This is a genomic window from Formosa sp. Hel1_31_208, from assembly GCF_900104785.1.
GTDB lineage: Bacteria > Bacteroidota > Bacteroidia > Flavobacteriales > Flavobacteriaceae > Psychroserpens.
Genome location: NZ_LT629733.1, coordinates 611,848 through 632,654, shown reverse-complemented (window position 1 = coordinate 632,654; position 20,807 = coordinate 611,848). Strand labels below are relative to the sequence as shown.

Annotated in this window: 21 protein-coding genes; all 21 read right to left on the bottom strand. The window is 33.4% G+C overall.

Going from position 1 to position 20,807, the window contains the following annotated elements:
- Nucleotides 1–2: 2 nt before the first annotated feature.
- The 21 genes from BLT57_RS02670 to BLT57_RS02570 all read right to left on the bottom strand — a co-directional run bounded on the left by BLT57_RS02670 (nucleotide 3) and on the right by BLT57_RS02570 (nucleotide 20,792).
- A complete protein-coding gene (locus BLT57_RS02670) occupies nucleotides 3–680 on the bottom strand; it encodes a DUF4956 domain-containing protein (protein ID WP_091421884.1) in 678 nt (225 codons plus the stop codon).
- 22 nt (nucleotides 681–702) lie between these two features.
- Nucleotides 703–1,458 carry a VTC domain-containing protein gene (locus BLT57_RS02665; protein ID WP_091421881.1) on the bottom strand — a complete coding sequence of 252 codons (756 nt, stop codon included), beginning with the start codon at nucleotides 1,456–1,458 and terminating at the stop codon, nucleotides 703–705.
- Nucleotides 1,459–1,463: 5 nt separating this feature from the next.
- Complete coding sequence (locus tag BLT57_RS02660) at nucleotides 1,464–4,025, bottom strand: right-handed parallel beta-helix repeat-containing protein (RefSeq protein WP_157717101.1); 2,562 nt, start codon at nucleotides 4,023–4,025, stop codon at nucleotides 1,464–1,466.
- A 13-nt stretch (nucleotides 4,026–4,038) separates the two neighbouring features.
- Nucleotides 4,039–4,905 carry a metallophosphoesterase gene (locus tag BLT57_RS02655; protein WP_091421874.1) on the bottom strand — a complete coding sequence of 289 codons (867 nt, stop codon included), beginning with the start codon at nucleotides 4,903–4,905 and terminating at the stop codon, nucleotides 4,039–4,041.
- Nucleotides 4,902–5,498 (bottom strand): inorganic diphosphatase, encoded by a 597-nt coding sequence (locus BLT57_RS02650; protein ID WP_091421871.1) that lies wholly within the window; start codon nucleotides 5,496–5,498, stop codon nucleotides 4,902–4,904. Before BLT57_RS02650 ends, BLT57_RS02655 begins: the two co-directional genes overlap by 4 nt.
- A gap of 15 nt (nucleotides 5,499–5,513) precedes the next feature.
- A complete protein-coding gene (locus tag BLT57_RS02645) occupies nucleotides 5,514–6,050 on the bottom strand; it encodes a hypothetical protein (protein WP_091421864.1) in 537 nt (178 codons plus the stop codon).
- 14 nt (nucleotides 6,051–6,064) lie between these two features.
- Nucleotides 6,065–7,318 (bottom strand): sulfate adenylyltransferase subunit 1, encoded by a 1,254-nt coding sequence (locus tag BLT57_RS02640; RefSeq protein WP_091421860.1) that lies wholly within the window; start codon nucleotides 7,316–7,318, stop codon nucleotides 6,065–6,067.
- A gap of 14 nt (nucleotides 7,319–7,332) precedes the next feature.
- Nucleotides 7,333–8,238 carry a sulfate adenylyltransferase subunit CysD gene (gene cysD, locus BLT57_RS02635; protein WP_091421859.1) on the bottom strand — a complete coding sequence of 302 codons (906 nt, stop codon included), beginning with the start codon at nucleotides 8,236–8,238 and terminating at the stop codon, nucleotides 7,333–7,335.
- Nucleotides 8,231–8,833 carry an adenylyl-sulfate kinase gene (gene cysC / locus BLT57_RS02630; protein ID WP_091421856.1) on the bottom strand — a complete coding sequence of 201 codons (603 nt, stop codon included), beginning with the start codon at nucleotides 8,831–8,833 and terminating at the stop codon, nucleotides 8,231–8,233. The genes cysD and cysC overlap by 8 nt, the downstream gene beginning before the upstream one ends.
- A gap of 1 nt (nucleotide 8,834) precedes the next feature.
- Complete coding sequence (locus BLT57_RS02625; RefSeq protein WP_091421853.1) at nucleotides 8,835–9,290, bottom strand: DUF2061 domain-containing protein; 456 nt, start codon at nucleotides 9,288–9,290, stop codon at nucleotides 8,835–8,837.
- A 6-nt stretch (nucleotides 9,291–9,296) separates the two neighbouring features.
- Nucleotides 9,297–10,106, bottom strand: coding sequence for a 3'(2'),5'-bisphosphate nucleotidase CysQ (cysQ, locus tag BLT57_RS02620; RefSeq protein WP_091421850.1), 810 nt, complete (start codon nucleotides 10,104–10,106; stop codon nucleotides 9,297–9,299).
- A complete protein-coding gene (locus BLT57_RS02615; RefSeq protein WP_091421848.1) occupies nucleotides 10,084–11,130 on the bottom strand; it encodes a GDP-L-fucose synthase in 1,047 nt (348 codons plus the stop codon). Before BLT57_RS02615 ends, cysQ begins: the two co-directional genes overlap by 23 nt.
- An 8-nt stretch (nucleotides 11,131–11,138) precedes the next feature.
- Nucleotides 11,139–12,257, bottom strand: a complete 1,119-nt coding sequence (gmd, locus tag BLT57_RS02610) for a GDP-mannose 4,6-dehydratase (protein WP_091421842.1) — start codon at nucleotides 12,255–12,257, stop codon at nucleotides 11,139–11,141.
- A gap of 112 nt (nucleotides 12,258–12,369) precedes the next feature.
- Nucleotides 12,370–13,233 (bottom strand): dTDP-4-dehydrorhamnose reductase, encoded by an 864-nt coding sequence (gene rfbD, locus BLT57_RS02605; RefSeq protein WP_091421839.1) that lies wholly within the window; start codon nucleotides 13,231–13,233, stop codon nucleotides 12,370–12,372.
- Complete coding sequence (rfbC, locus tag BLT57_RS02600) at nucleotides 13,223–13,774, bottom strand: dTDP-4-dehydrorhamnose 3,5-epimerase (RefSeq protein ID WP_091421835.1); 552 nt, start codon at nucleotides 13,772–13,774, stop codon at nucleotides 13,223–13,225. Before rfbC ends, rfbD begins: the two co-directional genes overlap by 11 nt.
- A gap of 4 nt (nucleotides 13,775–13,778) precedes the next feature.
- Nucleotides 13,779–14,633: a glucose-1-phosphate thymidylyltransferase RfbA gene (gene rfbA, locus BLT57_RS02595; protein ID WP_091421832.1), complete on the bottom strand. Its 855-nt coding sequence runs from the start codon at nucleotides 14,631–14,633 to the stop codon at nucleotides 13,779–13,781.
- The gene (gene rfbB, locus BLT57_RS02590) at nucleotides 14,630–15,649 is read right to left on the bottom strand and encodes a dTDP-glucose 4,6-dehydratase (RefSeq protein WP_091421829.1); all 1,020 of its coding nucleotides are present in this window, start codon (nucleotides 15,647–15,649) and stop codon (nucleotides 14,630–14,632) included. Before rfbB ends, rfbA begins: the two co-directional genes overlap by 4 nt.
- The gene (locus tag BLT57_RS02585; protein ID WP_091421827.1) at nucleotides 15,639–16,694 is read right to left on the bottom strand and encodes a hypothetical protein; all 1,056 of its coding nucleotides are present in this window, start codon (nucleotides 16,692–16,694) and stop codon (nucleotides 15,639–15,641) included. Before BLT57_RS02585 ends, rfbB begins: the two co-directional genes overlap by 11 nt.
- Nucleotides 16,695–16,703: 9 nt before the next feature.
- Nucleotides 16,704–18,395, bottom strand: a complete 1,692-nt coding sequence (locus BLT57_RS02580; RefSeq protein ID WP_091426629.1) for a hypothetical protein — start codon at nucleotides 18,393–18,395, stop codon at nucleotides 16,704–16,706.
- Between the two features lie 28 nt (nucleotides 18,396–18,423).
- Nucleotides 18,424–19,926, bottom strand: a complete 1,503-nt coding sequence (locus BLT57_RS02575) for a GH3 auxin-responsive promoter family protein (RefSeq protein ID WP_091421824.1) — start codon at nucleotides 19,924–19,926, stop codon at nucleotides 18,424–18,426.
- Nucleotides 19,926–20,792, bottom strand: a complete 867-nt coding sequence (locus BLT57_RS02570; RefSeq protein ID WP_091421822.1) for a M23 family metallopeptidase — start codon at nucleotides 20,790–20,792, stop codon at nucleotides 19,926–19,928. Before BLT57_RS02570 ends, BLT57_RS02575 begins: the two co-directional genes overlap by 1 nt.
- Between the last annotated feature and the right edge of the window lie 15 nt (nucleotides 20,793–20,807).

Genomic DNA, 20,807 nt, shown 5'->3' with positions numbered 1-20,807 from the left:
TTTTAGTAGTTTTCTATAAAACTAAACTGGATATCTCCTATTGCTTTAAGATCATTTTTGGCATTTATAATACTGTTGAAGTCTTTAAATTCAACGTTAAGAGAAAGTTCTGTCGTGTTGTTTACATCATCTAAACGCCTTAGGTCAATTCTTGAACAGTGTTTTTGTAACAATTCAAGAATCTTGTTTTCATCTAGTGCTTGCTCAGATGTATTAGAAAGTGTTACAATTAAATTTTGCTGTACAGCGCTCTTCACAGAGTTATAATTTTGAATTATTATATAAAGAATAATAACTAACGCACCAACCAAAGTGACTACACGTTGGTTTGCCCCCATACCAAGTCCTAATGCAATAGCAACAAAAAAGTATACTAACTCTTCTGGTTCTTTAATCGCTGTTCTAAACCTTACAATTGACAACGCACCCACTAAACCTAATGATAGCGCTAAGGATGATTTCACAATCGAAATCACAAGCATTACGGTTACAGCTATAAGTACAAATGTTTGAATTAACTTTTTTCGATTAGATAAAGAGTTTCCATATTTTGAATAGATCAAACCAATTATATATGAAAGTACTATGGTAATGAAAATGTTTATTAAAAAATCAATGATAGATGATTCTCCAGAACCAAATTGATTGGCAATATCGTTTAAAAATGATTGTTCTTGCATTGTGTTTTATTCTATTAAATTATTACTGAGGAAACTGTTTTATGGTATTCACACCATTTACATATTTTGAGTTCTTATTTAGTCTAAAAGGAAACTGTGCAGACACTTTATTTGCGTCGTTGTCGTCTTTTAAAGCATACTTTAATTCTATTATTTTATTGTCGTCGTCTTTAGGTACAAAATTAAAATTATTAAACTGTTTATCTATTTTATGATATAGTAAATTAAAATCAATTGTAATTCTAAATCTATTATCAGCAGATAGATAATACTTTCTAGAGTAAGAGTTTAATAGTGTTGGAGACACCATTTTTGTTGATTCTAATATTGGTAATGGCAAATTAGATTGCTTAAATACAGCTTGAATTGTTCTATTGGTAAATTGATTGTCTAAAACAAATGGATTTAATTTATAAGACCATTTGTCGCCAACTAAACCTTTCTTAATTTTAACTTCAAGAACTGGTTTTTTAATTTCTCCAAAGGTATTTCCATACCATCGAATTCTTATTTTCTTTCTATCTGAAACACCTAATACATTATCAAAATAATCGTTATATGCAGCAGTATCAAAATAAATATTATTTACCTGTCGTTCATGAAAAACCTCTCGAAACAAAAATGAATTATTTTTGACGAACCGTTCAATATGATCTAATTTGAAGTCTTTGGGAACAGTAAACTTTCTTTCAAATCGATAATTATGCTTTTTATCAATCAAATATAACCCTTCTTGCTCTGCAAGACTTTCTCTGTCAGTAATGGAAGATTGTTTCATGGTTTTTATTGACTGTTTCTCGTTTCTGCGCTGCTTCTACCAAACTCAACACCGTACATTCTGTCTTTAACGTTTTGCGCTGTTTCTATTTTCTTACCATCAACTATAAGAGATGATGAGCTTTCGATAAGATATTTTGTTTCTACGCCATTCATCACAATTTCATTAGCCGTAATATTGGAGGGACCAAATTCTGGCTTCTTTTGAAAAGCTGTAAATCCTAGTTTAGTATCAGTAACTTTTAAATTCTTAATCGTAACAGTAGAAAGGTCTTTACCAGCTATTGCGATTTCACTGTTTGATATCTGTACATTTTCCACCATCATTTTACTATCCTCACCCGCACTCAAACCCTTGTCCCCTGCCTTTTCTATATTAACACGAATAATTTTTAAATCTGAGCCAGATACATCAATAGCATCGTTTCCTAAATTATCAAAATTACAATCAACTATATTTCCTTTTACAAAATCGCCATCAAATGCATCTGATTGGGTGTTTGAAATTCTACAATATCGCATTCTAAAGGTTGTTCTTACAATATTAAGCGCATCTTCACACCTATTATTTTCAATGATAACATTATTCATTTCCACTGGAGATTCGTAAAAAGTCACGGCTCCTGTGACGTTCCAATTTCCGTGTTTCGGGTTGGTTAAATCTAAAAACTTAACATATGTTAATTGAGACTCTGTCCCATCGCTAAACACGATCAGTCCCTGTCCTTTTTTATCAGATGAAAAAACTTTGATATCTTCTTTTTTGTTTCCTAAAAACATTAGCGGTGAATACGATATCATTTTACCTCCTCTAACAACATCTATTTGAGTGCCTGGTTGAGGCTTAAATATATACCCAGAAGGTATGATTAAGGGGTAATCAATAGTTACTTTCTTTTTTGAAAATGAAATAATATTTTTTTGTTTATCGACCTTAATATTTTTATCATTCTCTAACATTACTTCTTTTCTAAACAAATCTTCCGCAACCACTTCTTTCTCTTGATAAGGAATTATATTAGTATATGCTATGTCATTCATTCCAATAATAGAATACCCTAGAAAAAGTTCATTAATATGTTTATAAAGTATAAATTCGGCTATCTTTTTTTTCTTACTCACAAATAAATTTTCAAAACTTCTTGGCAGTCGTATTTTAAGTGTGTCTTTAGAGCCACCAAGTAGTTGCTTGGGACCATCTATAGCTGTTATGTTTTTCTTTGTATTATGACTCAATTCTTTAATAAAGATAGGATAGTTGCTTAAATTCTCGATGGTAACAACCAATTCATCTTTTTTAAAACTGAGGAGTTCAGATTTAATTAAAGAATTTTGATTTAAGCTTTTTCTAATTATTCTTTGATTAATCTCTAATATATCAATATCAAAAATACTTTGAGGGTAAAAGCTATTATGTACTATTAAATAATCATCCATTTCTGGACGTATCGTTTTAATGTATTCTGAAAGATCTAACTCACTTATCTCTCTGAGGGCTTCAATATAGGTCGCTAGAAAACCAAAATCTTTTATTTTAGGCTTACTTACATATTTTGACATTGAACCCAAACATTTAAACTCCACATAAAAAGGCTCTAATAAATTAGTGTCTTTGTTATATTTTACGTGGAAATCTTGACTGCATCTTTGAGAAAAAAGTTGTTCTAGTGCTAAAAATTTAGATAATTTATCCAGTGCAAATAGGCCATCTAGATTTTCTTCTCCATCAATAAAGCGCGATAATAATAGTTTTGCTTCATTTTGATCGTCTCCAATAAGTTGAATATCACTAATTAATTCTTTGTCTTTTGAATTTATATGATTCCAAAAACCATTCGGATCCTTTATAATCCCAATTGTTAGATTTTTGCTTTTGGCATACTCATTTAAATCAACCTTATCTTTATAGAGGGAATCATTTACTATTGAAAAGGTATTTGGTAATGTGGAAATATCATTAGATTCAAGAACTTTAGTAAAGACGTCACTGTAAGGGTTAGTAGGTTGCTTGCTTTGATTTCCATTTACTATCCATGTCTTTAAATCTATGTCAGTAGGTATCTCAAACGGTTGTTTTATGGTCTTTTCCCAAGTTTTCTGTTTCTTGTTTACTCCTTTTTCTTTTATGACTATTTTATCAACATTGATTAACGGTAATGCTGTTCTAAAAACACCATAAGTTTTTCCATTATAATTGTACAATGTGGCATCATTAACGAGCAGTTGAGTGATAAACCCTTTATCTTTTGGTGCTAATTTTTTGTCTTTAGGAAATAATTGTATTGAGAAATCAACCTTTTCTTGGAATTTAGTTGGAAATGTCTTCATTATAACTAATTCTCTCAAACCTTTATCCTTTCTAATCGAACAAAAGAAAATAGGATCATTTTTCGAAGTGTCTGTGATTACATCCACGTATTTTGAAGGCAGTGTTTTATAATATTTATTCGCCTCTTTTGCTTCAGATTGGAAATCCGATTTCAATAAAAAAGCCACAACTAATAGTAATAATGGAACTAAAATTACAACTTTTAATAAATGGTTTTTTATTAAACTCTTAAGCATCATGGTTAGTGTTGTATTATTTATTTGGGTTATTATAATCTTCAAGATTTCCTAAACCAAACTTATCTTCTCCGTTTAAATGTATTAGTCTAAAAGTAACTTCACCGTTATTGTGTATATCAACAATAACAAAATTATCTCTTATTCCACCTCCCATTCCAGAAGTTATATATGTTATGTTTCCTTCTGTAAAATACGAATACTCAGTGATATGATCTTTTTTTCTATGTTCTTTTGAAAACGCACCAACATCTCCTGCAAAGAGAAACACAGGCTTATTTGTGCTGCTTAATAGTGGTTCAATTTTCGTCCAAAAATTTGTTTTAGACGCTCTATTTTGAATAGAGTTTGGTTTTGGCTTAGCAAATTTTTCTTTAGACCACCACAGAACTTGATGGGTAAAAATAAATATATTTTTAACTTTCTTACCTTCTATTCGAAGCTTATTTTTTAAGAAAATTAATTGTTCATTGGATATGTTCCATTGATCAATATTCGGATCTAGAATAATAAAAAGTGCGTCATTTTGTATAAAACTCTGGTATGATTTTCCAAATTTTGATTCAAACGCTTTTAAAGGTCCATCATGATTCCCTCTAGCAATATAAATAGGCATTTTTAATTTCGATATGTCTTCTTGAGCTTCCGGCCAAGCATTAGGTTTCCAAACGACATCTCCAAGCAGTACGCCAAACTTAATTTTCTTTTGCTCATTTATAAATCCAAATTTATCTTTGAACGGCTGATACAACCCTTTGTCCTTACCTTTATTATTTGGATCTCCATAAGTATGTCCTGCAACAAAAAAAGAATGTTTAACGCCTTCCGTTTTAGAGCAACCAAACAAGCAAACAAATGCTATTACTAGTATTCTTAACTTCATAATAAATTAGAATTAATCTCCTTTATAGCCTCTTTCTCATTTGCCCAACCATCAATTCTTGCTTCATCATCCTTGTTATAATTTAAAAACCACAACTCTATAATCTTTTTAATTTGAGGGTGCTTTTCATCAAACTGCTTGTAATTAGTTGCCTTAATTACTTGATCTGCTTTATTAAAAGGGACTGCAATAATTTTATAATCCAATTCTCCGTCATCAATTAATTTTAACATCGCAATGGGTATGATTTCAACAACAGAACCTGTTGGCAGACTCTCTGATAAAACTAAAACATCTAATGCATCTCCATCACCGCCTTTTTTAGGATCTGAATATGTTGAGGGTATATAACCATAGTTCCCTATATACGGCAAAAACTGAACTATTCGATCTAATCCGTTTTTTTGGTCTATTTCAAATGTATGAGTTGTTTTATTATATTCAAATTTCTTATTTGTTCCCGCAGGGATTTCTACTATTGCATTTATCTGTTTATTTGATGAAAATGTTGGTAAATGATAGTAATCTACATTTGAGTTACATGATAAAATAAACAACAGATTTAAAAATAATAAAAACCTTTTAGTTCTCATATGCACTTAAATGAACTATTCCTTTTTTAGAATGTTTATTGCGATTCTTTTAGCACTAATAGCTGGATAATGCTTACCGCCAACTTTTTGAGTCTTTAATACCCCTGTGGTAGCGTCATAATTTATATAATTATTAATATTGAAATATGATTCCAAATCTGTGCCTTTAATACTTACCGAATTTTTGCCGTAAGTCATCTGGATTGAAACAATTTCTACTTCTTTTAATTCCTTAGTTCCGAAGTTAATATTAAAATTATTTGATAAGTTGTTATTACCAAATTTTGCAGTAATTTGTTCAAATGATGTCGTAGGTTCTGTCTTTTCTATAACATGTATGTTCTTTCTTTGAAATTCATCTACAGGAACATTATTGAGCATTAATTTGAACTCATCAGATTTATTAGTTTTAAAACTTACAATAACCTCTAATTCCTTAATGGCTTTTTCTGCAACTGATACTGATGTCTGGTTTTTTTGTTCATCTACCTTAGCGTCGTCCTTGCATGCAAAAGCAATAACAACTAAAATAATACATAGTGCTTTTTTCATTTTTATTATAATTATTATACAATCATCCCAGCGGCAACGGTTTCATTGGTTGCATCATCTACAAGAATAATACTTCCTGTTGTTCTGTTCTCTCTGTAAGAGTCAACCATTAGTGGTTTTGTAGTTCTTATTTTGACTTTAGAAATATCATTCATACACAAATCTTTATCGATAGTATTACGATCTAAAGTCTCAATATTTATTTTATAAACCACTTCTTTTATCATGGCCTTTTGTTCATTACTCGTGTGACGTATACTATACTTTGCTCTAGGTTTTGCTGAGTTATTATGAAGCCAGCATAACATCACTTCTATATCTTGTACTGGTTCTGGCTTATTATTAGACCTTACAATCATATCTCCTCTACTAACATCAATGTCATCTTCCAGGGTTAAGGAAACCGACATTGGAGCATATGCTTCTTCTAAAGATGCATCTAAAGTGTCTATGGTTTTTATTTTTGACGTGAATCCAGATGGCATTACAGTAACATCATCACCAACTCTAAAAATACCACTTGCAACTCTTCCTGCATAACCTCTATAGTCTCTATGACTGTCATTTTGTGGTCTCAAAACCGTTTGCACTGGGAATCTAGCATCAACCTTGTTGATATCACTACTTATATGCATGGTTTCTAAAGTGTGCAATAGCGGAGCACCTTGGTACCAATTCATGTTTTCTGAACGGTTCACTACGTTGTCTCCATTAAGGGCACTAATAGGAATAAAACGTATGTCATGAACTAATAATTTTGAGGCAAACTCCTCAAATTGATCAATAACTTTATTATAGGCTACTTCTGAATATTCTACTAAATCCATTTTATTGATACAGACAATAACATGAGGAATTTGTAATAATGACGCTATAAAAGAATGTCTTTTTGTTTGTTCAATAACACCATGTCTAGCATCTACTAATATGATAGCAGCATTTGCTGTTGAAGCTCCTGTGACCATATTTCTTGTATATTGAATATGCCCTGGAGTATCTGCAATAATGAATTTACGCTTAGGTGTTGTAAAATACCTGTAAGCAACATCAATTGTGATGCCTTGTTCTCTTTCGTCTCTTAAACCATCAGTAAAAAGAGCTAAATCCACACCATCATGGCCTTTCTTTTTACTCGTGTTTTCTATTGCCAATAGTTGATCCTCAAAAATAGATTTAGAATCATACAATAAGCGACCAATTAAGGTGCTTTTTCCGTCGTCTACACTACCAGCAGTTGTAAATCGTAATAATTGATTATTATCTAACATTAACTATGTGTCTTTTAAAAATATCCTTGACGTTTTCTGTCTTCCATTGCTGACTCAGAACGTTTGTCATCACTTCTGTTTCCTCTTTCGGTTTGCCTCATTCCAGATACCTCGTCAGCAATTTTTTCTAAAGTATCTGCATCAGATTCAATACCTCCTGTTATAGTGATATCGCCTAGTGTTCGGAAGCGAATCATTTTAGTTACTATTTCTTCATGCTCTTCAAGCACCAAAAACTCAGAATTTGGTATCCAGCTATCCTGTCTCCACACGACGTCTCGTTCATGAGCAAAGTATAATGATGGAATAGCGATATTCTCTCTTTTAATATAATTCCAAACATCCATTTCGGTCCAGTTACTTATAGGAAAAGCTCTAAAGTGTTCGCCTTCAAAATGTTTACCATTGAAAATATTCCAAAGTTCAGGCCGTTGGTTTTTTGGATCCCATTGTCCAAAATCATCGCGATGCGAAAAGAAGCGTTCCTTAGCTCTTGCTTTTTCCTCGTCTCGTCTTCCTCCTCCAATGGCACAATCAATTTTATTTGATTCAATGGCATCTAACAAGGTCGTAATTTGTAGTGCGTTTCTTGTTGCATTTTTTCCTTTCTCTTCGGAGACACGCCCGTCATCAATAGACTCTTGAACAGAGCCTACAATGAGTTCTACGCCCAATTCTTTGATGATATCATCTCTAAACTTGATGGTCTCTGGAAAGTTATGACCTGTGTCCACATGCATTAACGGAAACGGTATTGTTGCTGGGTAAAATGCTTTTTTAGCTAAATGTGTAACGAGTATTGAGTCTTTACCTCCTGAAAACAAAATGACAGGATTATCAAATTGTGCCCAGACTTCACGCAAGATAAAAATGGCTTCACTCTCTAATTCGTCTAAATAATTTAAATAATACTTACTCATTGTTGAGTTTTAATTTTGGTGTTATATAATCTACAATTCTTTTTACGGAATCGTCAATTGTTTCGTTTTCTGTTTTTATCTCAATATCTGAACGTTCAGGGGCTTCATAAGGAGCAGAAATACCAGTCATATTTTTGATTTCACCAGCTCTTGCCTTCTTATATAAGCCTTTTACATCTCGACGTTCGCATTCTTCAATGCTCGTATTAATATAAATTTCAACAAAGTTAACATCTTTAACGATAGTTCTAATGTTCTCTCTATCTTTTTTATAAGGTGATACAAATGCGGCCAATACAACTATACCAGCATCAATCATCAAATTTGAAACCTCAGCGATGCGCCTTATGTTTTCAGTTCTATCCTCAGGAGCAAATGAAAGGTCTTTATTAATTCCCTTTCTTATGTTATCCCCATCTAAAGAATAGGTTTTTATGCCTTTTTCAAATAATGCGCGTTCTACAAGATTAGCAATTGTAGATTTCCCTGATCCAGAAAGTCCTGTAAACCAAATTAAAAATGAATTATGATTATTAGCAGTTATTCTATCTGACTTAGAAACGTGATAGTTATGGGGTATAATATGTTTGGACATGTTATCTTTTTTTACCGAAAAAAAATTGCCTAATTCTACCTAGTGGAAGTTTTAACCAAAGTCTCTCGTGTAAGTAATATAATGCGAATTTCGTAAATAATTCTGTAAGTGCAATATATAATGCTATTTCGTCAAAAGCATTTAATACTGAACCCGAAATTAGGAATGTCATAGTCGTTGCAATGAGTCGCCAGGATGTTGTCTTTTGAAGCGTTTGTTTTTGCGTAACAGCCTTATTAACTAAAATAAGCTGCCACACTCTTTCATGAACATAGTAAACAAAAAATTTAAAAACAAACTCAATAGATCCAATTTTAATCGCATTCTCTAAACTACAATGACCACTCAAACAAGTAACGAGTAGTACCACAAGTATCGTGTCTGAAGTTGCGACAACACGCCATGATATACCTTTAATAAGGCTTCTAAGATGTGACTCAGTTTTATAAGTAGTCATGGTCTTTTAGTGCTTTGCAACCACAAACCAAGGGTTTAGCAGGTTTTCTTTATTATATAACAGCGGTTGTTTTGTGTCTTCAGAAATGACCTCAACACCAACAGCACTGCAAATAGCTTGACCAGCTGCTGTATCCCATTCCATGGTCGGTGCAAATCGTGGATATATATCTGCATTTCCTTCAGCAACTAAACAAAATTTAAGGGAGCTCCCTTTAGACACTATCGTTACCTCTTTTCCAGACGATTTTAAATGGTCTACAAAGTTCAATGTTTCCTGACTCATATGAGACCGACTGCCAACAACTTCTACAACATTAGAGGTTGTTTTTGTTTGAAGCGGACTCGCCAATTTTAACACGTCTTCTATTGAGGTGTTATGAGCTGATAATACCGATTTAAACGCTTGTTTTTTTAGTGTATCCGAAAAATATAGTGTGGTCGTCGCTGGAACATAGATAACCCCTAATTGTGGCACACCGTTTTGTACTAAAGCAATATTAACCGTGAACTCACCATTTCGCTTGATAAATTCTTTTGTTCCATCAACAGGGTCTACTATCCAACAGGTGTCCCAATCTTTGCGAATTGAATAATCAATTTGCTTATTCTCTTCACTAATAATAGGTGTAGGCGTTTCTCGCAGAAATGAATTAATAACATCATTCGCTCTTTTGTCGGCTTCTGTTAAAGGTGATTTATCATCTTTATGTTCCACATCAAAAGCAGTATCATACACTTGCATAATGACTTCTCCTGCTTTTAAGGAGGCTTCAATTGCAATTACTAAGTTTTTATTTAGTTCTATACCAGTCATACATCTCTTTTATTCCGTTTTCTAACTTCATTTGATACTTCCATCCTAATGCATTCAGCTTCGACACGTCGGTTAATTTCCTCATAGTTCCATCTGGTTTATTAGTATTATAAACTAATCCTCCTTTGAAACCAACAACTTCTTTTATCGTTTCTGCCAATTCTTTAATGGATATATCTTCTCCTGTACCAATATTGATATGTGTATTTCTAATTTCCTTTATAGCTTCGGAAAACGTATCCTTAAAGTCTCTGTTTTCCATAATAAACACACAGGCATCTGCCATGTCTATTGACCACAAAAACTCACGTTTCGGCTTTCCTGAACCCCAAATTTCAACTGTTTTTTCAGTCACCCCAAAGGACGCTAAATATGTTTTTGCCTCCTCAATATTCGAAAACCCTGTATCTGCTAATACCTTCTCTATTTGATTTTCATTCAATAATTTCGCCAAATGAATCTTACGAATTAGAGCTGGAAGCACATGTGATTTTTCTAGGTCAAAGTTATCGTTTGGTCCGTATAGATTAGTTGGCATTACAGATATGTAATTGGTGCCATACTGAAGGTTATAGCTTTCACACATCTTAATTCCAGCTATTTTAGCAATTGCATAAGGCTCATTGGTGTATTCTAACGTATCTGTAAGCAAATATTCTTCCTTCATCGGTTGTGGAGAATTCTTAGGATAAATACAGGTGCTTCCTAAAAACAATAACTTCTTTACTCCATTTAAATAACTTTGATGAATCACATTATTTTGAATCATCATATTAGCATAAATAAAATCGGCACGATACACATTATTTGCAACAATTCCTCCAACTTTTGCAGCAGCTAAAAACACATATTCTGGTTGTTCAGTTTTAAAAAAAGAGGCTACGTCGTTTTGATGAGTAAGGTCTAACTCTTTATGGGTTCGAGTCACTATGTTTTGATACCCTTTTTGCTTAAGATTTTCTAATAATGCACTACCAACAAGTCCTCTGTGACCCGCTACATATATTTTGGACGCCTTATTCATATACCGATTTACTCGAAGTAGTTTTTAATTCTATATCCTCCATCTTGAAGGTATTGTTGTTTTTGCATCAGTTTTAAATCACTAGACATCATATCTTCAACGAGTGCTGGCAGATCATATTCTGGTATCCATCCTAATTTTTCTTTAGCTTTAGTGGCATCACCAATAAGTAGTTCAACTTCGGTTGGTCTGAAATACTTTTCATCTACAGAAACAACTTCTTTTCCTATTTCCAATTGGTATTCTGGATTATGACACGATTTTATATAGCCTTTTTCATTTGAGCCTTCCCCACGAAATTCTAACTCCACGCCAACATGTTTAAAACACATTCTAACAAAATCACGAACTGTCGTTGTTTTACCTGTAGCAATGACCCAATCTTCTGGCTCCTCAGCTTGTAGAATCATCCACATCATCCTTATATAATCTTTAGCATGTCCCCAATCTCTTTGTGCATCAAGGTTGCCTAAATACACCTTATCTTGAAGGCCTAAGGCTATTTTAGAAGTGGCACGCGTTATTTTTCTGGTTACAAAAGTTTCTCCTCGAATTGGTGATTCATGGTTAAACAATATCCCGTTACAAGCATACATGCCATAAGCCTCTCTATAATTTACTGTAATCCAATATGCATATATTTTTGCTACTGCATACGGGCTTCTTGGGTAAAATGGAGTGGTTTCGGTTTGTGGAACTTCTTGCACTTTACCATAAAGTTCAGACGTGGAGGCTTGATATATTTTAGTGCTTTTTTCTAAGCCTAAAATTCTAATGGCTTCTAAAAGTCTTAAGGTTCCTACGCCATCAGCATTCGCTGTGTATTCAGGAGTTTCAAAAGACACATGAACATGACTCATTGCAGCTAAATTATAAATCTCATCGGGTTTAACATCCCGAATTATTCTAATAAGGTTTGTACTGTCTGTTAAGTCGCCATAGTGTAAAAAGAAGCTCTGATCCTCTTCATGTGGGTCTTGATAGAGATGATCTATTCTGTCGGTATTAAAAAGTGACGATCGTCTCTTAACGCCATGAACTATATATCCTTTTTTTAATAGGAATTCACTCAAATAGGCTCCATCTTGTCCTGTTACTCCCGTAATTAAGGCTACCTTTTTTTGCATTTTAATCAATTTTGAAACATTTAAAACATAACGATCGTACTCAATTAGAAATAGATCTCATAGTCTGCAAATGTATGGTTTTTGTTAATATAATTAAATCTTAATTTTTAAGCTACAACTCCCTTGACAAATCAAGAATTACCTTGTCTACACTGTTTTGCCAAGTAGGTAAATTTTTCTTCATAAGCATACGTACTTTTTCTGTATTTAAAACACTATTTCTGGGTCGCTTTGCTTTTGATTCAAACGTCTTAATCGGAATTATATTCGACGCTTTAGGAATGTGTTTTGATATGTGTAATCCCAAATCATACCAAGTAGTCTGTCCTTCAGCTGAAAAGTGATAGGTTCCAAATGCTTCAACTTCATTTAAAACTAAAAATATAATAAACTCTGCTAAATCCCAACAACTGGTTGGTGTTCCTTGTTGCGAGTCTATAATTTTCAATTGCTCCCCATTCAGAAGCTTTTGATAGACGGTTTTTACAAAATTCTGATTGAATTTTGAATAAAGCCAAGAGGTTCTTATAATAAAATAATCGTTTAATATTTGCTTGATATGATTTTCCCCCAATAACTTCGTTTGTCCATAAGTATTTATTGGTGATGCGAGATCTGTTTCCGTGTAAGCGGAAGTTTTAGCACCATCAAAAACATAGTCGGTAGAAATATGAATAAGTTTAACGTTGTATTTCTTGCAAGTTTTAGCTAGGTCTTTTACGGCTATGGCATTAATTGCGGTCGCTTTTTCAGTTTCTGTTTCTGCGAGATCTACATTAGTAAATGCAGCACAATTAACACAATAATTAAAATGTCCATTACGAAAAACCGCATCAATAGCATCTGTATTGGTTATATCCAAATTGGTTTTATCGGTAAACACAAATTGGATAGCATCTTCAAATTGAGAAGAGAGTGCTTTAATTGTGCTTCCTAATTGACCGTTTGCTCCAGTAACTAAAACTTTATACGCCATTTAAATATTCAGAAAGTGTTGGTAATGCTTTATCTTTTTCCGAGAGAACGACATCTTTCTGCGGAAAATTCCAATCAATATCTATTTGTTTATCGTTGAATTGAATCCCTCTTTCAGAGTTTTTATTATAATAGTTATCACATTTATAATTTATAATTGTGTCATCCTCTAAAACTAGAAAGCCATGAGCAAAGCCTCTAGGCAGAAACACTTGTTTGTTATTTGTTTCACTTAATTCTATGGCCACATATTCTCCAAAGGTTTCGGACTTCACTCTTAAATCTACACATATATCCAAAACCGATCCTTTCACAGCCCGAATAAGCTTAGCTTGTTCAAACGCTCCAATTTGAAAATGTAACCCTCTTAGCACGCCTTTTTGAGATTTTGATTGATTGTCTTGAACCCAATCAATATCTAAATCTGTAAGTTGTTGAAAATTTTTTTTATTAAAACTTTCAAAAAAATAACCGCGTTCATCTTCAATTATTTTTGGAGTAAGAATATAACAGTCCTTTAACTTTGTTTCTTGAGCTATCATAAACCTATAGGTGTTTTAAATAATTTCCATATCCGCTTTTAAGGAGTGGTTCTGCTAATTTATGAAGTTGAGTTCTGTTGATAAAACCCATTTTAAAAGCTGTTTCTTCAATACATCCTATTTTTAAACCTTGCCGCTCTTCAATAACCTGAACAAATTGAGACGCCTGCATTAGAGAATTAAACGTTCCTGTATCTAACCATGCGGTGCCTTTGTCTAAAATTTGCACATTCAATTTCCCTTGACTAAGATAGGTTTTATTTATATCAGTAATTTCTAATTCACCTCTGTGGCTCGGTTGTATATGCGTAGCGATATCTATTACCGAATTATCATAAAAATAGATTCCTGGAACGGCATAATTTGACTTAGGTTGAGTTGGTTTTTCCTCTATAGATAATACTTTGTTATCCTCATCAAATTCTACAACACCATAGCGCTGTGGATCTTGGACATGATAGGCAAAAATAACACCTCCACTAACATTAGCGTGAGCCTTCAGTTTTTGTTCCAATCCAGATCCGTAAAAAATATTATCACCTAAAATTAAAGCCACAGAATCATTTCCAATAAATGAGGCTCCAATAATAAAAGCTTCGGCCAATCCGTTCGGCTGTTCTTGAACAGCATACTCAAAATGACACCCATAATCATCTCCGTTGCCTAGCAGGTCTTTAAATCGAGGTGTGTCTTTTGATGTTGAAATAATCAAAATCTCTCTAATCCCAGCAGACATTAGCGTTGTTAACGGATAATAAATCATGGGTTTATCATAAATAGGCATTAATTGCTTACTTATAACCTTGGTTAAGGGGTGTAGTCTAGTGCCTGATCCGCCTGCTAAAATTATACCTTTCATGACTTATTATATTTATCTAAATACCAGCTTATTGTTTTTTGAATTCCAGTCTCAAAATTTTCATCTGCTTTCCATCCAAGTTCTGTCTCAAGTTTTGTTGCGTCAATCGCATATCTAAAATCGTGACCTGGTCTGTCCTTAACAAATGTTATTTGCTTTTTATATGATTCTGATTTTGGAATCAATTTATCCAATTCTTCACAGATGGTGTTAGCAATGTATAAATTATCTCGTTCATTACGTCCTCCAATATTATATGTCTCACCAGCTTTACCATGCTGAAATACTATGTCTACTCCTTTACAGTGGTCTAATACATATAACCAATCTCTAATGTTTTTTCCATCACCATAGATTGGTATTTGTTCTCCCGCTATAGCTTTTCTAATGATTGTTGGAATTAATTTTTCATCATGTTGCTTTGGGCCATAGTTATTTGAACAATTAGTTGTAACGACATTCATACCATAAGTATGAAAATAACTCCTAACAATAAAATCTGAAGACGCTTTAGAAGCGCTGTACGGACTATTAGGCGCATAAGGCGTGTCTTCTCTAAATAAACCTTTTTGTCCTAGGGTCCCATAAACCTCATCTGTAGATATGTGGTGAAAACGGTTAAATTTAAAACCATTTTTAAATAAAAATGGTGCATTCATCCAATGTTGCTTGGCCACATCTATTAGATTGAAGGTGCCTAGAATATTAGTTTTCATAAACTCGTCTGGGTATTCAATCGAGTTATCTACGTGAGATTCTGCCGCAAAATGTATGACGGCATCAAAATTGTACTCGTTAAATAGGTTTTCAATTAGAGCCCTATTACAAATGTCTCCCTTGATAAAGGTATAGTTCTTGTTTGAAGCCACTGATTCTAAATTAGAAAGCTCACCTGCATATGTGAGCTTATCTAAATTAACAAGTTTCGTGTTTTTATATTCTTCTAAAACATAAGGAATAAAATTAGACCCTATAAAGCCAGCTCCTCCTGTTATTAGTAATGTTTTATGCTTCATAATTTTTAACAAATCGTATCGCGTTAGATGCAAAAAATGTAAGCAACATAACAAGAATAGCCAAGGCCGGAAGAATTAATATATATTTTTTCGTCCAATCATTTGACTTGACTCCTATTTCAGAAAAATCAGAAAGGACATCATAATACACGTTTTCTTCAACTTTCAACTGATCCAGAACACTAATGGAATCCCTTAGTCGAAGTTCATTTTGAAATAATTCAAATTCTCGTGTTTGAGTTCTCTCTTGAGTTAAAGGAAACATACCTTCCATTCCTACACTAACTGCGCCTTTTTCAGACTCGTTACTTAAGATTTTTAAGTATACCATTTGTAAGGTATCTATTTTTCTTAAATCTCTCATATAGGCCTGCCTTTTGATCGCTAAAGTAGAATCTCTAATACGCATTTTCTTTTTAGAGTATTCATTGTTACTTATGGTTAATTCAAAACCATTGGATAGTTTTTTGAAAATGTCACGCTTTGTAGATTCAACTCTAATAGTGAACAAGTCACTGGAGTAAAGATCTCGGTTATCAACAAAATCTTCAAAACTAATATCCTGAGCCCTAATACTGTCAATGGACTTCACATACTTGTCATATTGTACAACAAGATCATTTTCTGTCTCCGGTCCAATTTCAATTTCAAAGCTTTTTATCGTTTTTGCTTCTTTATCATTAATAGTAAATACACTTGAAAGTGTTTCGTAGTTTTCACTATCTAATAATGAATTGTAGTAGTCAATATTTGTTACTAGTTGATATTTTGATTCAAAATAAGGTTTGACTAGCATTTCCGAATAATAAACGGGTTCTTTCATTTTTTGCAAACCATAACCAAATAACATAGCTGTTAAAACAACTATAGTTATCACTTTATAATTATCAATTACGGCTCTTATTAAGAAAATAATTGAAGAAAAAACTCCTTTGAGAATATTGGCTATAAACCCATAAACTTTATCGAAGAATTTACCGATGGCGCTAAATAAAGCTCCTAAATCAACCTCTTCATTTTTATCTTTAGGTAAATTTTCACTCATGTCTTTAAATTATGTGTTAAATATCTGTTGTAATATTTTTCTAGTTATCAAGTATGTTGGTTTAACTCCTGAAGTGCCCAAACCTCCCGAAGCCAAAGTACTTCCTGTTTCTAAGGGGTTGTCACTCGCATAATAAGCATACCTTACTTTAACATCAGGATTAATGCTTCCCCTCACTTTAGACGCAGCTTGAATCGCTTTTTGATAGTGAGCACCCTCCATTTCAAGACCTATGACATTCCATGTGGAGTTAAAGAAAAATTTTAATATTTCTTTATTTTGTAGCGAAGTTCCTAATACCGTTATCATAGAGCCTTCATAAATAGAAACATCATGACCATCAAAATCTTTTTTACAAAGTTCGTTCTTAAAAGGATAGTTATCTGCGGTTCCTTCAAAAATATGTGCAGAAGGAATCATTATATCTCCTTTACCGCCTTCAAGAATTCCTGCTTTACCCATGATGGATACAGATTCAATATTGAGATGAATTTTTTCGCCATTCACTTTAATTGGTTTTAACAATTCGTCAATTGTTTCATAAGCTTGCTCTCCAAAAGCATAGTCCATCACAAATATTACAGGCTTTTCAGACTCCATAAACTTTTGATTAACCTCAATATCTGTTTTTGAAAAATCAATCTTTCCTGTGTCAAAAATTTGAACATCTATATTGGTCCCAGAGGCATCCTTAATATAAGTCATTCCACTCTGCAACGCTGCTTTAGTGATTTTATTGCGTAAAGCCTCATTTTCATTTTGACTAATCGCTTCATAAACTTCAAAAATATCTTTTTTAGAAGTCATTGTTTTTAATGCTATTGGCGCAAAAATTGAATTCATGACACTATGCATATTGGCGCTAATGACATGAATTGGTCGATGTAACAATTTTTTTTCAAACAAAACGGCTTTAATATTGTCTGCCCATATTTCGCCGTGGATATGATGTCCTAATCGTTCTCTAAGGACGGGACTAAAGGTAACCGTGCGTTTATTATTATTAATAACCTCTTCTATAGCTAACTTCCCTAACCAATAAATAATATGCAATAATCGTTCTGGTTTTATTTTAGTGGAAAATTCAGCATGTGCATTTGTTAATTCCTCGAAAGTTCTTCCCAGTATATTTGCCGTATGTGTAATGGCAATTTCTCGTTCTTGCTGTGTCAATTTCTTTTTAGACAGTACCGCCTTTTCAAGCTTAATCCAATCTCTAATTGTAGCGCCTTTATCATCAATTAATACGCGCTTACTTATTTTGTGAGATTCAACAAACAAGAATGTTAAATGAGTTAATATATCATAAATCTCAGAACGCCCTCGTGTAATTTCAATGTTCATTTGTTCATTATCAATACGATAACAATTACGTCGTCTCTTAGGGGGTATTATTGGTTCAAAGTGAGAGCTTCCATATCCTTCATCACTTGTAAGATTAATGAAGGTGCATTCTTCAATACCTTCGGGAAGTCTATCAATCACATAAAGCAATCCTTCTAATTCAGCCTTTTGCTCTGCAATTGACCCATAAATTTCTGGTCTTAAAAGTAAGAGAGATTCCCGTAATGTTTCTCCAGAAACTCCCATTGGTTTATAAAACCCACGATTGAACAAATGTCGCATCGTGATATACATTTTTTCAATAGCATTTGAGCTCTCTTGAGCTCTCGTTCTTTCATGATGTTTTGTTTTCCTCATTGGCATTAGGTTGCGGACAAATATAGCATTATTTAGTTAATTCTTGTGCGTATAATGCGTCGGCAATTTTTCGGTCATTTGACAGTCTTGGTATCTTGTTTTGACCTCCTAATTTGCCAATTGATTTCATATAATCCTGAAATCCATTCTTCTTTACTAAAGTGATTTTTAAAGGTTGCAAAACCTTTCCATATACCAAATCATAATAATAGCTGTTTTGATTTTGTAATGATGCCTCAATCTTTTGGGCGAATAATGCCAAATTTTGAGGTTCATCTTCAAACTCTATAAACCATTCGTGATAAGGCAATCCATCATCTGGGTCAATCTGTGGAGCCACTGTAAACTCTGAAATTCCAAGCGATGAATCAGCAACAGCTTCTTGAAGTGCTTGTTCAACTTCTTTACCTATAACATGTTCACCAAAAGCTGAAATAAAATGTTTAATTCGTCCAGAAACAATAACCCTGAAAGGGCTTAAAGATGTAAATTCAACAGTATCTCCAATATTATAAGCCCATAACCCTGCGTTAGTTGAAATAATCATCACATAATTAACCCCTAACTCAACATGTTCTAGGATAAGCCGTTCTCTATTATCGTCAAAAAATGTGTCTGCTTTAATAAATTCATAAAAAATCCCGGAGTTGAGTTGCAACAACATGCCTTTTTCATTCTGTTTATCCTGAAACGCGAAAAATCCCTCACTCGCCGGATACAGCTCAATGCTATCTACTTTTCGACCTATGAGATTTTCAAATTTGGCGCGATAGGGTTCATAATTTACGCCTCCAAAAATGAAGAGATTAAAATTTTGGAAAACATCACCCACCTTCTTTCCTGTTTTATTCTGAATTTTCTCAAAATACATTTGTACCCAAGAAGGAATCCCAGATATAACTGTCATATTTTCTGATAAGGTTTCCTCGACAATCGCTTCTACTTTAGTTTCCCAGTCATCGATACAGTTGGTTTGCCACGATGGCATTCTGTTCTTTTGAAGATATTTAGGCACATAATGTGCTACAATTCCAGAGAGACGCCCTAATTGTATCCCGTTTTTTTCCTCTAGAATTGGACTTCCTTGCAAAAATATCATTTTTCCATCTACAAACTTACTGTTACCGGTTTCGGCAATATACATCAAGATAGCATTTCGTGCAGCTTCCACATGCGTTGGCATACTTTCCTTTGTTAATGGAATATATTTTGCGCCAGAGGTCGTTCCAGAGGTTTTTGCAAAATAAATAGGCTTGCCTTTCCAGAGAATGTCTTCTTCACCATTTACTACCCTATCCACATACGGTTTTAATGCTTCGTAGTCTCGTATGGGTACTCGTTTAATAAAATCTGAGTGTGTTTTAATGGATTTAAAATCATGGTCTTTTCCAAAAACAGTTTCCCCAGCATCATTAATTAGTTTTTGAAAAACCTTGTCCTGTGTTTCTATAGGAGCCTTAGACCATTTTAATATAGACTTTCTAACGTTTTTAGCAAATAATTTGGCGAGTGTAGATTTTATGGATAGCATTAATTGAAATCTATAAAGTTTGTTGGATTGACAGGGTAGCCTCTGCTCCAAAGTTCAAAATGCAAATGAGGTCCCGTGGTTAATTCACCTGTGTTTCCCGCCATAGCGATAACTTCTCCAGATTTTACCAAATCTCCTTGCTGTTTAGTTAATGAGGCATTATGCTTATAAACGGAAATTAGATCATAACTGTGTTCAATAATAACTACATAGCCTGTTTCTGTTGTCCATTCGGCAAAAATAACAGTACCGTCTGCTGTCGCTTTTATTGGGGTGTTTTTTGCAACTACGACATCTACCGCAAAATGTTTCTCTTTGATATTATAAGCGTCAGAAATAGTTCCATTCACTGGTGGAAATAAAACGAAATTTGAAGACGATAGCGCTGATTCAAATACGTTGTATTTATCTTCTTTGTCTACAAGATCTCTCAACAAAGAGTCCTCTTTTGTTGGTTTTAAATCTAATTTACTTGCATCAATTGCCGCTGCATCAATAATAGAGTCTCTATTGAACTCAACTGAACTGACATCTCCAGTAAGAACCTTTTTGATGGATGCATAGTATTTTTCATTAAGTTCCATGACATTTTGAAGCGAATCTGTTTTGTAGTTTAAAACCGTTGCTTGTTTTTTTAATGCCATTGAAGAATAGCCGGGAATATACTCCTTTAACGAAGTAAAAGCTATTAACAATATAGTGCCCACCACGAGTAAAATTGTACCTAGTGACACCATGACAAACACGTTTAACCGGGTCAACTTAATCGCAAAACGTTCTTCAAAAGTATCTTCGTTAAGCACAACTAAACGGTACTTGTGAAGTAGTTTTTTTCTAAATTTTTTTTCCTTTTCCTTTTTTGTCATTGTCTCACAAAATTA